Source organism: Paenibacillus turicensis, assembly GCF_017873435.1.
Taxonomy (GTDB): Bacteria; Bacillota; Bacilli; order Paenibacillales; family Paenibacillaceae; genus Fontibacillus; species Fontibacillus turicensis.
This window is the reverse complement of record NZ_JAGGKG010000002.1, coordinates 73,661-89,271: the sequence shown is the minus strand read 5'-3', so window position 1 is coordinate 89,271 and position 15,611 is coordinate 73,661. Positions and strand designations below refer to the sequence as shown.

General features: G+C 38.9%; 14 protein-coding genes and 1 other annotated feature. Of the genes, 3 read left to right on the top strand and 11 right to left on the bottom strand.

Going from position 1 to position 15,611, the window contains the following annotated elements:
* Positions 1-126 precede the first annotated feature (126 nt).
* The 4 genes from J2Z32_RS02770 to J2Z32_RS02755 form a co-directional block, all read right to left on the bottom strand.
* The gene (locus tag J2Z32_RS02770; RefSeq protein ID WP_210087638.1) at positions 127-1,743 is read right to left on the bottom strand and encodes a protein adenylyltransferase SelO; all 1,617 of its coding nucleotides are present in this window, start codon (positions 1,741-1,743) and stop codon (positions 127-129) included.
* A gap of 100 nt (positions 1,744-1,843) precedes the next feature.
* Positions 1,844-2,446: an alpha/beta hydrolase gene (locus J2Z32_RS02765; RefSeq protein ID WP_210087637.1), complete on the bottom strand. Its 603-nt coding sequence runs from the start codon at positions 2,444-2,446 to the stop codon at positions 1,844-1,846.
* A gap of 14 nt (positions 2,447-2,460) precedes the next feature.
* Positions 2,461-3,075: a flavin reductase family protein gene (locus J2Z32_RS02760; RefSeq protein ID WP_210087636.1), complete on the bottom strand. Its 615-nt coding sequence runs from the start codon at positions 3,073-3,075 to the stop codon at positions 2,461-2,463.
* A 29-nt stretch (positions 3,076-3,104) separates the two neighbouring features.
* A complete protein-coding gene (locus tag J2Z32_RS02755) occupies positions 3,105-4,043 on the bottom strand; it encodes a ring-cleaving dioxygenase (RefSeq protein WP_210087635.1) in 939 nt (312 codons plus the stop codon).
* Between the two features lie 226 nt (positions 4,044-4,269).
* Here J2Z32_RS02755 and J2Z32_RS02750 point away from each other — a divergent pair, with 226 nt between their 5' ends.
* Positions 4,270-5,334 carry an ArsR/SmtB family transcription factor gene (locus J2Z32_RS02750; protein ID WP_210087634.1) on the top strand — a complete coding sequence of 355 codons (1,065 nt, stop codon included), beginning with the start codon at positions 4,270-4,272 and terminating at the stop codon, positions 5,332-5,334.
* A 71-nt stretch (positions 5,335-5,405) separates the two neighbouring features.
* On the opposite strand, the gene J2Z32_RS02745 is transcribed toward J2Z32_RS02750, so the two are convergent.
* Together J2Z32_RS02745 and J2Z32_RS02740 are read right to left on the bottom strand one after the other, a co-directional pair.
* On the bottom strand, positions 5,406-5,789 hold the full coding sequence (locus tag J2Z32_RS02745) for a hypothetical protein (protein ID WP_210087633.1): 384 nt from the start codon (positions 5,787-5,789) through the stop codon (positions 5,406-5,408).
* A 75-nt stretch (positions 5,790-5,864) separates the two neighbouring features.
* Complete coding sequence (locus J2Z32_RS02740; protein ID WP_210087632.1) at positions 5,865-7,520, bottom strand: 2-isopropylmalate synthase; 1,656 nt, start codon at positions 7,518-7,520, stop codon at positions 5,865-5,867.
* Positions 7,521-7,587: 67 nt separating this feature from the next.
* Positions 7,588-7,870, bottom strand: a binding site (T-box leader).
* Positions 7,871-8,042: 172 nt separating this feature from the next.
* On the opposite strand from J2Z32_RS02740, the gene J2Z32_RS02735 reads away from it, so the two are divergent.
* Positions 8,043-9,719 (top strand): ABC transporter ATP-binding protein, encoded by a 1,677-nt coding sequence (locus J2Z32_RS02735; RefSeq protein ID WP_210087631.1) that lies wholly within the window; start codon positions 8,043-8,045, stop codon positions 9,717-9,719.
* 104 nt (positions 9,720-9,823) lie between these two features.
* Here the strand turns inward: J2Z32_RS02735 and J2Z32_RS02730 are convergent, their stop codons facing one another.
* The 3 genes from J2Z32_RS02730 to pdxS all read right to left on the bottom strand — a co-directional run bounded on the left by J2Z32_RS02730 (position 9,824) and on the right by pdxS (position 12,131).
* Complete coding sequence (locus tag J2Z32_RS02730; RefSeq protein ID WP_210087630.1) at positions 9,824-10,429, bottom strand: pentapeptide repeat-containing protein; 606 nt, start codon at positions 10,427-10,429, stop codon at positions 9,824-9,826.
* 148 nt (positions 10,430-10,577) lie between these two features.
* Positions 10,578-11,189, bottom strand: coding sequence for a pyridoxal 5'-phosphate synthase glutaminase subunit PdxT (gene pdxT, locus J2Z32_RS02725; protein WP_210087629.1), 612 nt, complete (start codon positions 11,187-11,189; stop codon positions 10,578-10,580).
* A gap of 60 nt (positions 11,190-11,249) precedes the next feature.
* Positions 11,250-12,131 carry a pyridoxal 5'-phosphate synthase lyase subunit PdxS gene (pdxS, locus tag J2Z32_RS02720; protein WP_210087628.1) on the bottom strand — a complete coding sequence of 294 codons (882 nt, stop codon included), beginning with the start codon at positions 12,129-12,131 and terminating at the stop codon, positions 11,250-11,252.
* A gap of 137 nt (positions 12,132-12,268) precedes the next feature.
* Between pdxS and pdxR the strand changes: the two genes are divergently transcribed.
* Entirely contained in the window at positions 12,269-13,768 is a 1,500-nt protein-coding gene (pdxR, locus tag J2Z32_RS02715; RefSeq protein ID WP_210087627.1) for a MocR-like pyridoxine biosynthesis transcription factor PdxR, read from the top strand.
* 4 nt (positions 13,769-13,772) lie between these two features.
* Here pdxR and J2Z32_RS02710 read toward each other — a convergent pair whose 3' ends face one another.
* Together J2Z32_RS02710 and J2Z32_RS02705 are read right to left on the bottom strand one after the other, a co-directional pair.
* Complete coding sequence (locus J2Z32_RS02710; protein WP_210087626.1) at positions 13,773-14,231, bottom strand: hypothetical protein; 459 nt, start codon at positions 14,229-14,231, stop codon at positions 13,773-13,775.
* A gap of 158 nt (positions 14,232-14,389) precedes the next feature.
* Complete coding sequence (locus J2Z32_RS02705) at positions 14,390-15,493, bottom strand: DNA alkylation repair protein (RefSeq protein ID WP_210087625.1); 1,104 nt, start codon at positions 15,491-15,493, stop codon at positions 14,390-14,392.
* Between the last annotated feature and the right edge of the window lie 118 nt (positions 15,494-15,611).

Sequence of the window (15,611 nt, the reverse complement as noted above, 5' to 3'; positions counted from 1 at the left end):
CTGCACTCCTTTTGTTGTTGTAATTTTCATTGTCAAGTACTGATTTTGAGGTTGAGCCAAAAGTATTAATCAAAATTGTAGCTTATCGTTTATGTTTTGTCTAACTTATGTGTGTAATGCGATAAATCAAGTTCCGCAAAACGTACGATAATTACAATTTGCTGGTGCAGATTTTGAGTATTCACTTGGTATTTCCATCTTATGATCAAATGGATTTGCAAGCAACTTCAATAGCCCTAACAGCTTACTATAGTCATCGCGATGTAGAACCGCCTCTAATGCTTCCTCCACCAGATGGTTGCGAGGGATAATAACGGGGTTATTCTCCCGCATCAAAGTCAGGCTTTCTTCCCTTGCTAAGTCCTGCTTGTCTAGCTTGTGAAGCCAAATTAATTTCCAATGTTTGAATTCATCAGAACCAAATAATTCAAGGATCGAATGATTAGGATCATGATTAGAACGATGAGTATGATCAATATCGTCATGATCCTCACCATGATGATGATTTTTGTCCTTAGTCCAGGTAGTCTCTGTTAACAACTTCATTAAATGAAGGAACGTGTCTGTGTAGTCTGCCTTATACTTTTGCATTAGATTAAGCAAGGTCTGTATTATTGTATCATTTGACGTTGGCTCTTTTTTATTTTGTTTCTCTTGTTTGGATTCTGGTAGCAGTCCTAATTTATTGCACATGCCAGTGGTCCATGCTTCATCAAAATGTTCCCTGTAGCTAGATAATGCCTCTTCCGCTAACGAAATTCCTCTTTCTTGATCCTCATGTAGCAGCGGTAATAACGCCTCGGCAAATCTTGTTAAATTCCATAAGCCGATCTTAGGTTGATTACCATATGCATATCTGCCTTGCGTATCAATAGAACTAAAAACCGTATTTGGATGATACACATCCATAAAAGCACAAGGGCCGTAATCAATGCTTTGCCCACTAATCGTCATATTATCTGTATTCATCACACCATGTATAAACCCAACCAATTGCCATTTTGCGATGAGGAAGGCTTGACGCTTGATCACTTCTTTGAGGAAAATGACATATCGGTTTTCATCTGATTCCGTTAATGTCTCAATGTGTGGGTAATGCCTATGAATGGTATAGTCCGCTAATGCTTTTAATTTCTGATTATCGCCTTTAGCTATTGCGAATTGAAAGGTTCCTACGCGAATATGACTTTGCGCCACTCTTGTCATAATTGCACCTGGTAGCTCTGTTTCACGAATAACCTCTTGACCAGTAGTAGCAACAGCAAGCGTACGGGTGGTTGGAATATTAAGCCCACACATTGCTTCACTTATAATGTACTCTCGAAGCATAGGTCCGAGTGTAGCTCGACCATCACCTCCACGAGAATAAGGGGTTCTGCCAGAACCTTTAAGCTGTAAATCAACCCGCTCTCCATCTAGCGTAAGATGCTCCCCAATTAACATGGCTCTGCCATCACCCAGCATCGTAAAATGACCAAACTGATGTCCTGCATAAGCTTGAGCAATAGGTGTTACATCATCTGGGAAATAGTTCCCTGCTAGTGCCGCAAGTCCCCTCTCACTTTGGAAATTAGACTTTGTTAAGCCAAGCTCGTGTGCTAACCCTTCATTAAATAATACCAGTTTGGGATTTGGAACAGGATTAGGCTTAACGATGCTATAAAATGTGGAAGGTAATTGTAAGTAAGTTGTATCTAGCTCAAGACCCAGAACGTTTGACTGGTCATTTATTTGATTGTTCATTATATCTCCTTTCATGATGGCAAAAATAATGTAGTCATTTCACCACTTAGCTTTATTGTTTCCTTCATGAAGGGGAAAGAATGCATATTGATATTGATAATTATAATGTACGATACCACTGTGCCGCCGCATCCAATTCCTTACGTGATAGCTGGTGACCTTGATTGTCCCAATGAATATGCACATTTGCGTTAGCTGCTTCGAGTAGTTGTACTAATTCTGAGGTTTCTGCTTGTGGACACAAGGGATCATTTGTACCTGCACCGATATAAATGGATTTGTTCATTAGGTCTGGAAGCTGAATTCCTCTTCTTGGGACCATCGGATGAAATAGAATAGCATGTGAAAGTGAATGCTGATGATGGAATAACAAGCTGGCAGCGATATTTGCGCCATTTGAATAGCCAACTGCAATAAATTGATTGCGGTCAAGCTGATATTCCTTAGCTGCTTCATCAAGAAAAGCATTTAGCTCGTTGGTACGAAAAATCAAATCCTCTTCATCAAATATCCCTTCTGCTAATCTTCGGAAGAAGCGAGGCATTCCATTTTCAAGTACATTCCCTTTTACACTGAGGATATTTGCTTCTTGGTCTATTGCTTCTGCTAATGGGAGCAAGTCACGCTCATTTCCGCCTGTACCATGTAATAGTAGTAAAGTTGGCCCAGTTAAATTCCTTCCCTTTTGAAAAATATGCTTCATTTATAATTACCCCCTTATTGTGGTCTTTCAATCGTAAAAATGGAACCAATTTTCGCATAGTTGTTGCCTGCAAGCCTGCTGACAGCTCCTAATTGATCAGAATCAATTTTACCCTCCTTGTAGATCGTGTCCAAAATGTGGAATTGAACAACCTTTCCAATGATGAGATCGGTTTGAATGTGGTCACCTTCCCCTAACTCTACGATCTGCTCCAGAACACACTCCATACGTATCTTCGCTTCCTTTATACCTGGGACAGAGATTCGGTTACTTTTTGCCAACTGGAAAGTGGTTAAATCCAATTCACTGACATCTTGGGGGAGATTAGCGGCTGTTGCGTTTACCTGCTCAACAATTCCGTCATCTACAATATGGATAACAAACTCCTTATTTTGCTTAATATTTGCAGCTGTGTGCTTTGAAACACCATTGATTCTTTGAATCGCCAAGGAGATCATTGGTGGCTTGGATGACACGATATTAAAATAACTAAAGGGTGCGGCGTTAAGCACCCCTTGCCCTTCTGCTGATAAAGAGGTAACAAAGGCGATGGGCCTAGGAATAATGCTTCCAATGAGAAGTTTATAGTTTTCTCTTTCGGTTTGCATGTTAGGATCGATGGAGATCATGTCTTATTCGCACCCCCTAGAAAAGTGTATTAATCTAACGTTCTAACTTCAATTGGAATTAATACTTCCTGTAGCTTCGCTCTATGCTGTTCGTATTGCTTAGGTAACATTAATTGTTGTCCCATTGTGTTGCTTGTTTCATCATGAGCAAAGCCTGGGGGATCAGTCGCGATTTCAAATAAAATATGGCCACGCTCTCTAAAATATATAGCATTAAAGTAGTTCCGATCCTGTACAGGCGTAACACTATACCCATGCTCACCGACATATTTTTGCCAATCTAATTGATCCTCATCGTCGTGGGCGCGCCATGCAATATGATGAACAGTGCCAACACCCATTGTACCTAGACCAGTTGCATTTAATTTGAGGTCTATAATGTTTCCAATGTCCGCAGTGGATTGATATCTTGCTAAACCATTTTCTTCACCAACAAAGTGAAGCCCCATCACGTTTTCTAACAAGTCCGCAGTTTTCTCAGGTAATGCAGAAAATAACGTTGCCCCGCCAAAACCTTTAATCGCAACCTCTGGAGTGACTCCACCGAAGCTCCATGTGTTTTGCTCACCCTCTGCACGCTCCACTAGTTCAAGCTGTAACCCATGTGGATCGTTAAATTGCACATATTGCTCACCAAATCGTGTTGTTTTCGTATAAGCAATATTAAAATGGTTTAAACGTTGCTCCCAAAATGACATCGCGCCAACTGGAATTACATACGAAGTGACCCCTACTTGCCCATCTCCTATTTTTCCTTGATAAGCATTTGCCCATGGGAAAAACGTAATTATGGTGCCTGGTTTGCCACCCTCATTTCCAAAATATAAATGATAAGTTCCCGGATCGTCAAAGTTTACCGTTTGCTTCACTAGACGTAAGCCTAATACGCCAGCATAAAAATCAATATTTTGTTGAGGATGTCCTACAATTGCGGTGATGTGATGAATACCCATCGTTTTTTTACTCATTTTAAAACCCTACTTTCTTTTTGAATTTATTTTTAAATAATTTATCTTAATATTAAGTTAACTTATGTTGAGATAAATTTAAACCCTTTTTAATGAAATGTCAACCTTTGATTATGAATAATTTACTTAATGCTTGTTTTTATATCCTTAACTTGCTAATGGAATTTAATCAAAATATAATAGATTAGATGAGTATTTAATATGTATGAGATTATGTGGAGGCGTTATGAAGGAGCAAAATACGATGTTAGAGCTTGACCCTATTTTTGAAACACTAGGTCTGTTGTTTATATCAAATAATTTGCACAAGCAGCATAAGGATAATGCTATTGAAGAATTAGATAAATTTATGATTAATGGTGAGGAATTTTATAATAAACATTTGAAATACCTAGAAAAATACATTCAAAGCTTTAATAGTCACAAAATACCGCATGAGCTTGAGCTCTTTTTTTTCGGACAGGATGAGGATGAGCTATTTATCCTATTTGCGGGTCTGTTAGGGATGAACAGGCATTGGCTCCAACCCGCATCGCAAGGTTCTCAACTCAATTCTGATCATGAAATTAGGTTGCAGCTACTTAACTTTTTAATAGAGGAGCAAAGTGGTAACGACCCCCTTCCATTTCCACTTCAGGAGGGCAAACTGGATGATCTCTCGTATATCATTTCCTATTTAAATCAAACTACTCTCCGTGAGTCATTAAAATGGAAGCTCATGATGATTCTCGAACGTCCGAAATATTATATCAAAGAACTAATCCAGTTAGTCCAAAGCAATCTGCCCGCTTTTGAGCAGGCTAAACAGGATATTGACAAAACATTACAAAAATTATTAAAAAATTATGAGAAAATGATCGTAAACGGAAACTTCGAGCCATTAGATTTCGCCACCCTATTAGCTGAGAAAAAAATTATTTTCCCTACATTAATTATGCCATTAGGCCAAGTTGAGATTAGCAATCTATGTTACTGTGGACTACAGGTCTATTTATTGCCGGCATTTAAAAAGAATGCAAGTCAAAGTAACGAGTTATTGCTATCACGTCTCAAAGCGCTTAGTGATCAAAGTAAACTACAAATTATGCAGTCTTTGAAATCAAGTCCCAAATACAATCTTGAAATTGCGGAGCAGATTGGACTAACCGCTGCCACGATGTCACACCATATGAATGTCCTTTTAGCCTGCAAGTTAGTTAAAATTGAGAAAAGAAGTGGGAAGGTCTACTATACCGTAGATATAGAAAGTGTGGAGCAGTTTGTAAAAGAACTGGAGTCTTTTTTGCTTTAAATGTCTAGCAAATCACCACATATCCTTACTGCGTATAGTTTATAGCCCATATAGTATAAAAAACAGCAGTCCTATTGGGCTGCTGTTTTCATACCTTCTACCTTTACTGCTTTATAAAATGCTTGATCATCCTGAACGGCGATAGAAGTATCTGTTCCTTCGTTTTTAATTTTAAAAAGCTTTGTTCCTTTAGGATACTTATTAGAAAATAAGTTTGGGATTGTACTGGATTCGTTTGAAGAATAGTTTTTTATCGTGCCAATTTGCTTTCCAACCTCAGCAACAACCTCATCTGTCATTTTATATACGTATCCATTCCAAGTAACCAACGAATAGGCCCAGCTTTGCAAGCTACTTTGCGCAACATCTTGTTTGTCTACATTATTTTGCGCTGACATTGAGCAGCCCATTAGAAAAAGTGGTATGGCAAGAAAAGCGACAAATACCTTTTTCATGTCAAACCTCCAGCTACGAAATTATTACATGCTTGTAGCGATTATAGCACATGGGTTATTAATGATTAAAGCTGTTTAAAACTCCAGCTTATTCACAGCGACAGCTAACGCATTGATCGTTGCTCTCATAATATCCTTATCCATGCCTGCTCCCCAATATAGCTTATCATGCTGTGAAATCCCGATATAAGCAGAGGCTTGAGCTGTTGAGCTTTTACCTAAAGAGTGCTCCTCATACACTTCAATATCAAAGTCTAAATTAAAATGCTGCTTCAATGCATTGCTAACAGCATCAAGGCTACCAGTACCTTCGCCATACAGCGTTGTATTTTCTCCATTTACTGAAATTTGCAACTGAGCTTTATGCTGCTCGCCAGTGCTCACCTCGTATTTATGGATACTAAATTTAGGCGCAAAAGTGATATACTCCTGTTGGAAAATATTATAAATTTCATCTGCAGATAGCTCTTTGTTTTTGGCATCAGAGGTTCGTTTCGCCGCATAACCAAACTCCTCATTCATCTTGTAAGGCATTTGAATGCCATAGCCATTTTGTAGTACGTATCCAACTCCACCTTTACCAGACTGACTATTAATCCGAATGACATCTGTTTCATAATTTCTGCCAAGATCAGCTGGATCAATCGGAAGATAAGGTACATCCCATTTCTCGGATTGCTGCTGCTCCCGATGCTTCATCCCTTTAGAAATCGCATCCTGATGTGAACCAGAAAATGCAGTGAACACAAGAGAACCAGAGTATGGTTGTCTTTCTGGGATATTTAGCTTCGTAATTCGTTCATAGGTCTTGCAAATCTCGTCCATTTGACTTAAATCAAGCTCTGGATCTACCCCTTGTGAATACAAATTCATCGCTAAAGTAACTAAATCAACATTCCCTGTGCGCTCTCCATTACCGAACAACGTACCCTCTACACGATCTGCACCTGCTAAAATACCAAACTCGGCATCACTCACCCCGCAACCACGATCATTATGAGGGTGTAACGACAACACAACCGCATCCCGATCAATAATATTTTTGTGGATGTATTCGATTTGACCCGCATAGATGTGAGGCATTGCATTTTCAACGGTGGTTGGTATATTAATGATTGCTTTATGATCCTTAGTTGGCTTCCAAATTTCTAGGACACTGTTACAAATATCAAGGGCATAATCAACCTCAGTACCAGGGAAGCTTTCAGGACTATATTGGAAATAAATATCTCCTTTTGTCGTTTTAGCAAGATCACGGCATAACACAGCACCATCCAACGCAATTTGCTTGATTTCCTCTTTGGATTTCTGGAATACCTGCTTGCGCTGGGAGACCGAAGTCGAATTATAAAGATGGACAATCGCTTTTGGCGCACCATCAATCGCTGCAAAGGTTTTTCTAATAATATGCTCTCTTGCTTGTGTAATGACTTGAATCGTCACATCATCAGGAATCATTTTATTTTCGATGAGTATTCTTAAAAAATTAAAATCGGTATCGGATGCGGCTGGAAATGCAACCTCAATTTCTTTAAAACCAATCTCGACGAGCATTTTATACATATCGAGTTTTTCTTCTAATGTCATTGGAACAGGTAATGCCTGATTGCCATCTCTTAAATCAACGCTACACCAGATTGGTGCTTTTTCAATAGTGTCCTTTTTTACCCAATCATAAGTAAGTGTAGGCGGCAAAAAGAATTTCTTTTCATATTTCTGATAGTTAAACATTTACGTGTTCCTCCCTTTTATATCCTAAATTAAAAACTAAAAAAGCCTCTCATCTCCAGCCAACTGACTAGGAGACGAAAGACTTATTCTTCCGCGGTACCACTCCGATTCATAATAATTACTATTATTATGCTCTTGATCAGATACGGGCATTCCTTGTTCACAAGCTATTGTTATTATGCCTTATATCCTCCCCTACTAACGGTGGTTTCTCCGTCCTTAAATACTCTCTAACGATTTCTCTAAGGCTGCTCAAAGGTGAGTTCACTGTCTCTCTTCTATTGCTTCGCATCAACCAGCAACTTTCTGATGACCGATCCACAGTTACTATTCCTTTTCTTAGCATTTATAAATATTCATTTTTTATCATATTAGCAAATTCGAACTCAACTGTCTAGTGTCACGCTTAATTATTTTATTTATTAGATAACAGTCTAATTACTTTGACACATGTTAAATTTAGATGTTATATTAATCTTATAAATTAGATATAAATCTAACAAAAGGAGAGGAAGGGCAAAAATGAAAACCTTATTAAAGCAAAATAAACTGCTATTTCTATTGACCGTATTCATTAGTATCCTCAGCTCTGCACTCGTTGTTTTTATTGCGATTGTAATTCAAAGGTTGATTGATACCGCAACCCAAAAGGATATCCATGCCTTTATGCAAATGGTATTTCTGTCCATTGGATTTCTTGTACTAACTGGGACCATAGGTTATTTATACCGCTTAAGCACACGTGCACTAATCCGAAATTTAACGATACAGTTGCGTAAGGAAGTTTTTCAAGGAATTTTTAAACGCAATATGGAGGATTTCAGCAATACAGCTGACTATATTTCTGCAATGAGCAACGATATTAAGCTTGCAGAGGAAAATTATTTTGAGCCGATCTTACTTACTTTGCAAAATATATTTATTTTTATCATCTCATTAACGGTTTTATTGTATTTAAGTCCGATAGTCACTCTAATCTTACTTTTATGTGTTGGATTAATGTTTGTAATTCCTGCTCTTTTCAGTAAAGCAATGCAACAAAGGCAGTCTGACGTTTCATCACAGATGTCGACGTTTACGACTAAACTTAAGGATTTATTATCTGGTCATGAGATTATTAAATCTTATGGGATGCAGCGACATACAGAAGAGGACTTCAAAGAGCAAAACATGAAAACAGCAAAAACAAAATTTTTGGCTGATCGTATATTTGCCGTAAATGAAAGTGTATCTGAGCTAGTAGGCTTTTTAACGCAATTTATCGTTATTTTTGTCGCTGGGTATTTAATAATTAGTGGCAATTTATCAGTTGGTATGCTGGTCGCTTTAGTTCAGTTAAGTGGTGGTTTTGTGGGTCCTGTTCTAGTTATTATGCAAAATGTATCAAAGCTGCAAGGAGTTAAACCGATTATTACGCGGCTTGAGGCATTTATGACCTATGAGGATCATTCATTTAAGGGCAAAGCTTCCCCCCAATTTAACAAAAATGTGATTGCAAAAAACGTGAGCTTCTCCTACCAAGAGCAACAGGTATTAAATGATATAAATTTAACCCTCGAAAAGGGGAAAAAGTATGCGATTGTTGGGCCAAGTGGTTGTGGTAAATCGACATTAATCAAGCTTCTTAGTGGTTATTATGCTGGTTACTCAGGCACGATTAGTATTGATGGTTTGAGCCAAAGAGAAGTAGATATCTCACAATTACAAGGGATGATTGCAACGATTCATCAGCAGGTATATATGTTTGATAGTGATGTATTGCAAAATATTTGCCTGTACGAGAAATTTTCAGAGGAAGCAATTAAAGAGGTCATTCAGTTAAGTGGAATTTATCGATTTGAAGGTCAGCTGCCAAACGGATTATCGTCTTTGGTTGGTGAAAATGGTGCTAATCTATCAGGTGGACAACGACAACGTATTGCAGTGGCACGAGCGTTAATTCGTAACAAACCTATTTTGATTTTAGATGAGGGGACATCCGCGATTGATGCTCAAACTGCGTATGAGATTGAAAGCAAGCTGCTTACACTTGAGGACTTAACACTAATTACGATTACACATAATTTAAACCCCGATGTACTAAGCTTATACGATGAAATTATTTATATGAATCAAGGTGCAATCGTGGCACAAGGTTCATTTGCCCAGTTAAGAGAGCATAGTCCTAGCTTTTGTCGTTTTCAAAGTATTACGGCTTAGCCGCATAATAAACAGAGAAAATTTAAAGTCATCCCCTTCGGTCACAAAAGTATAATCTGCGCACCAAAAATTGCGTGCCGAAGAGGATGGTATTTTTTTTATAATTAATCTACCTTCGCGCCAAAAGCACGTAAAAAACTAGCCGCTTGCATCGTATCCATACGTACACCACGCACATCTAACAGTTTGAAGTCAACACCTTCTACCGTAGCTCCCCTTAGATCAGCACCCTTCAGTGTAGCTTGAGCTAAAGAGGCACGAGTGAGATCACAACGACGTAAATCTGCCTTTTCTAAATTTGCCCCCATTAAATCTGCTTCTAAAAAGTTAATGCCCTGTAGATTTTGTTTCTTTAGTAGCTGGTTCCTTAAATTGGTATAAGACCAGTCTCCACCTTCGATCGTAATCCCATCCATACAGGTCTTTAAAAAATCTGAGCCAGTCATTTTACAAGCTGTAAACTTAGATACAAAAAGATTAGCACCCATAAAGTTACAATTTACAAATGCGGACTCTGTATGAAGTGAAGCATTTAAAGCTGCTTCTTCAAAGCTACAATGCTCAAAATGACAACGATATGTAGAAATTTCCTCTAAAGAAGCACGAGTAAAATTACAATCTCTAAAGGTGCATTGTACAAGCTCGCCTTCTCTCATCTCTCGTCCACTAAAATCAACGGCTTCATATTTTTCCCCAGTGTATTGGTACATCGACTTCCCGCCTTATTTATATTTAAGATAGCTTCAGTTTATCATAATGAATGGCTAAGAAGCATATAGCGAAATTGACAAATAGGCGAAGTTAAATAAAAAACGAAGCACCACAATATAAAAAATGTAGTACTTCGTTATGTTGCAATTAATTTGTAATGCTTAAAGCTTTAGTATGATGAGTTTCTTTGGAATACTGCTTAATCATATTTACAAAATATTGATGAAGGCCTGTATCATCTGTTAATTCTGGATGGAAAGATACTGCAAGTAAATGTTCTTGTTTTGCAGCAACTATACGACCTTCATGCTCTGCAATTACTTCAACATTTTCGCCAATAGAATCTATAAGGGGTGCACGTATAAACACAGCTTGGAGCTGACGCTCTAACCCTTTAAGATAAAGACTTGTTTCAAAGCTTTCCTGCTGTCTGCCATAGGCATTACGAACAACATGGATATCCATCAGTCCTAAATGCGGCTCCTGTCCCTCCACACTTTTCGCTAGTACAATCATCCCAGCACAAGTGCCTAAAATTGGCTTTTTCTGGTCGGAAAATTGCGTTATAGCTTCAATGAAATCAAAGCGACGAAGGAGTTTACCAATTGTGGTGCTTTCCCCGCCAGGTATAATTAAGCCGTCAATATCAGCTAATTGTTCTTTACGTTTAATTTGGATGGCTGTTGCCCCGACTTGTTCGATCAAGCTAATATGCTCAGCCACTGCTCCTTGAAGTGCCAATACACCAACTTTAAGCACCGTAGTTCCCCCTCTTACCTAACCTGATAAACCTAATAACCTACTACCCTCTTAATTTCATTACTTTGAACGATCCTGCATACGATCTGCACCTTGGAGTGAAGAAATTTCAATGCCTTTCATCGGTGTGCCTAGGTTTTTAGATACCTCTGCAATAAGTGCATAGTCTGTATAATGTGTGGTCGCTTCTACAATCGCCTTTGCAAACTTTTCAGGCTGATCTGATTTGAAAATGCCTGAACCAACAAAGACACCATCCGCGCCTAAATGCATCATGAGTGCTGCATCTGAAGGTGTTGCTACGCCACCTGCTGCGAAGTTAACGACAGGTAACTTCCCATCTTCATGCACCTGTAATAATAAGTTGTAAGGTACACCAAGCTCTTTAGCCTCTACCATTAATTCATCCTTGGACAGACCTTGCACTCTGCGGATTTGCCCATTAATTTTACGCATATGACGTACAGCCTCCACAATGTTGCCTGTGCCAGGTTCTCCTTTTGTTCTAAGCATCGCTGCCCCTTCGCCAATCCGACGAAGCGCTTCTCCAAGATCACGAGCCCCACATACAAATGGCACAGTAAAATCATATTTATCAAGATGGAAAATATCATCAGCAGGCGTTAGCACTTCACTCTCATCAATATAGTCTACGCCCAAGGCTTCAAGCACCTTTGCTTCAACAAAGTGACCAATTCTCGCCTTTGCCATAACAGGAATACTAACCACCTTCATGACCTGCTCTACAATTGTAGGGTCCGCCATACGTGCTACCCCACCTGCTGCACGAATATCTGAAGGAACACGCTCAAGTGCCATTACTGCCGATGCACCAGCCGCTTCAGCGATTTTTGCTTGCTCCGCATTCATAACGTCCATAATGACGCCACCCTTTTGCATTTCAGCCATACCTCGTTTAACACGCTCTGTTCCTGTTTTCATCCTTTATCTGCCTCCAATTGTTTAATTAAGTATTAGTATAGTTCAATATTGACATATAAAAAGATCCAATATAGTCTATTTTTAATGTACCACTTTTAAATAATCCCGTAATACGGATATATAATTAGGAGGTTTATATGCATTTTCAGCTTGCCTATAGTAACTATTTAGAGCGTTATAGTACAAAAATTCAGGCATTATATCATGCCATTCGTGATGCGATTGTAAGTGGCTTATTTGTGTATGGGGATAAGCTTCCCTCCTCTCGTGAGCTTGCTGCTATGTATGAAATTTCAAGAGGAACTGTTAACCAAGTGTATGATATGTTAGCTTCCCAAGGGTATTTAAGCTCTATACATGGAAGTGGTACATTTGTAGCCTATCGCACTGAATCGACAGAAGAAGCTACGCATGAAAAGTGTACTGAATTCATTGATTCTAACAATACAGAATATTATTTATCATCATGGGGAAAACAAATTTCTACATTGACTATACCGGCTGCCAACTATACCCAGACTTTTGGAGACAATCCATTGCCAGATCACATTGATTTTAGTCGGTATGCTCCAGATTTAACTAAATTCCCTTATGATGAATGGAATAATCGTTTATATGCAGAGGTTCGTGCGCAGGAAAATGATGCTAATGCATCACATCGTTCACTTGGTGACCTCTCTTTGCGGGAAGCAATTTCCGCTTATTTACGACGAATGCGAGGCATTGTTGCACAACCAGAGCAAATTGCGGTAACCGCAGGATCGATGCAGGCGATTGCTCTTTTAACGCAATTGTTAGCAGATTCAGGGGATCATATTGTTGCTGAAAGCCCATGTTATGAAGGCATATCCTTAGCGATTAAGGCTGCTGGGGCAACGCTCATTGAAGCGGGTCTGGATGGTCAAGGACTTGTGCCTAAGGATTGGAATGCACGTATGCTGTTTGTAACACCTAGCAGACAGTTCCCAACGGGGGAAGTATTAAGCTTGGAGCGTAGACAAACATTACTCCAATGGGCAAGTAAGCAAAATGCGGTCATTGTAGAGGATGATTATGATAGTGAGTTTAGATATCGTGGTGTCCATGTGGAACCACTTAAAACACTAGATAAGGAGGATCGTGTAATTTACTTAGGTAGCTTTACCAAAACATTGCCGTTAGATGTGCGGTTAGGTTATGTTGTATTGCCATTGGCTTTAGCAGACGTGTTTCGCAAGGCTCAGGCGCTCTATGAACCTAAGCCCATTAACTTACTAGAGCAACGTGCGTTAGCCGCCTTTATGAATAGCGGACAATATGAGCGTCATTTACGCCGAATGAATCGGTTATACAGTCGAAAATTCAAACTCTTGTTTCAACTTCTAACAGAGCAGCTTAGTAATTTCTTTGATTGGATCGAAAATGATGCAGGGTTACACATCTTTGGGTGGTGGAAAAGGGATAAGCAGAGTTATGACCTCTTTGCTCTTGCAGCAAAGCAATTAGGAGTTTTTTTTGCGGAAGCAAAAAGTACCGAAGCAAACCAAGTTCGCTACGGTATCATTTTAGCCTTTGCCCATTTAACAGAGGATGAAATTACAGAGGGGGTACGTCGTCTAACCCAAGCTATGCAACATTGTACGGACCTTTGTGATTAAGGTATTAAGATAACCGGTACTTTTTTTGCACACCAGGAAGAAGTGTCACAATTTGAATAATAATCCCTAATGTGAAGTAAACCAAATGTACAGCATAAACCGCTTGGAAAAAATAAGCTTGCGCAAAAATCCATATTAGTAATGCAAAGCCGGTATACAAGGTAAAGCTCCAAGCCCAGTGTTGCTGAGGAAACACGTTCAGTTTATTGGCAACACTGGAGGCTCTCTTAAAAATTAATCCTAAGCTAATCCAGATTGGGATCACTCCTAAAATGAAGAACAATAATACACCTGGAATAAAATAGTTAGGAAAAGGTGACTGCTCTAAAAGCGATAGTGGCATTTTAAGCAGTTCACCACTTGGATCAATAATAAGCATACCTCCACCAAAGATTGCGCCTAGTGCTAAGAAAATTTGTAACACAATTAATACGATAGATATATCTGATGCCTTTGTTTTCATTCCCCTTCGTCCCTCCCCTATGCACTATGAATATTTGACTAATCATATTACATTTATATTGCATGGGACGTAATGAATGCACTATGTGATTTATCATATTTGAAGGGATTTCATACTGAAATTCATTTTGTTATTTGTGTTAATTGTTTATTCAACCTTTAATTTTCAAGCTGAAGGGCTGCACTGGCTGCCTCATAACCGTTAATAATTAAAACGATGTTATGCTTCCCTGCATAATGGCGACGTGTCGTTAAGTTCTTCCAATTATGACGTCGTTTGCTCTTTATTTTTGTGTGGGGAGCTATAGTTTTATCGGATAATAAAAATAATTTGCGTGAGATTTTATTTCCTGCCTTCACAAAGTCAATCCCGTATTCAATACGTAAATGAACCGGCTTATCGTTATTGAACTCAATGCTATATTCAAGGTCAGTGGTTTCACCAATGTATACTTTTTGTGGATTCACTTGTAACGCTGCCTTTGCAATAATAGAAGATGAGTCTTGAGAAGGTAGGTAATTAAATAAAGCCATTGCACCAGGATGACACTTACGTACTAATGTGCGACAAGCATGACGAATAATCCAATCTGTGCGTTCACTTGCCCCTTGCCAGCGTGCTGCGATCTGAACAACAAGGTCAGGATGGTCCTTTGCAATATCATTAAGATTGTTGGCGACACTTTTTCTAACATATAAGGAAGGATCGTCTTTTAATAATTCCAAGATGGGTAAGATTAAAGCAGGGTCTCTCTTAAAAATAGATAATGCTTGTCCCCATGGAAGACGTGGTCTGCATCCCTCGCTAGCCAATCTGCGAACATGTTCATTTTGATGACTTGCCCAGCTTAACATTTGAGCCATCATTTTATCTGGATTGTTCAAAATAAAAGCACGTACTGCAAATTCCGCTGAAGAACCACTTGTAAAAGAGGCTAAAGCTTCCATGGATAAATCCCAATGCGCTTCATCTTGACCATATACCTCAACAAAGTCAGGGAAAAATAAATAAGCTAAATGCGTGCAATCATCAGTAACTTGAAGTAATATTTCAATTGCTCCGGGATAGGATTGAGGCAAGCATTTGCCTAAACTTTCAGTGATGCGGCGTGTACGAGCCTTGAGTGCTAAATTGTCCCAATCCTCCGCCATCGTTAACTGGACAAACTGCTTAATATCAAACGAAGCATAGACTTCTCGTACCTGTTCTCCAAACTCAGTTAGAAAGTCAAGATGATACATATCCTTTAAAGCTTCAGCCATGTTAGCAACCAAACTCCTTTATTGCTTAATATTAGATATCGGAACATTTGTTCTATATTATATAGAAGTCCACTTTGTTTGTCTATACAAAACGATCTCCCAAACGTTTAACTACGTG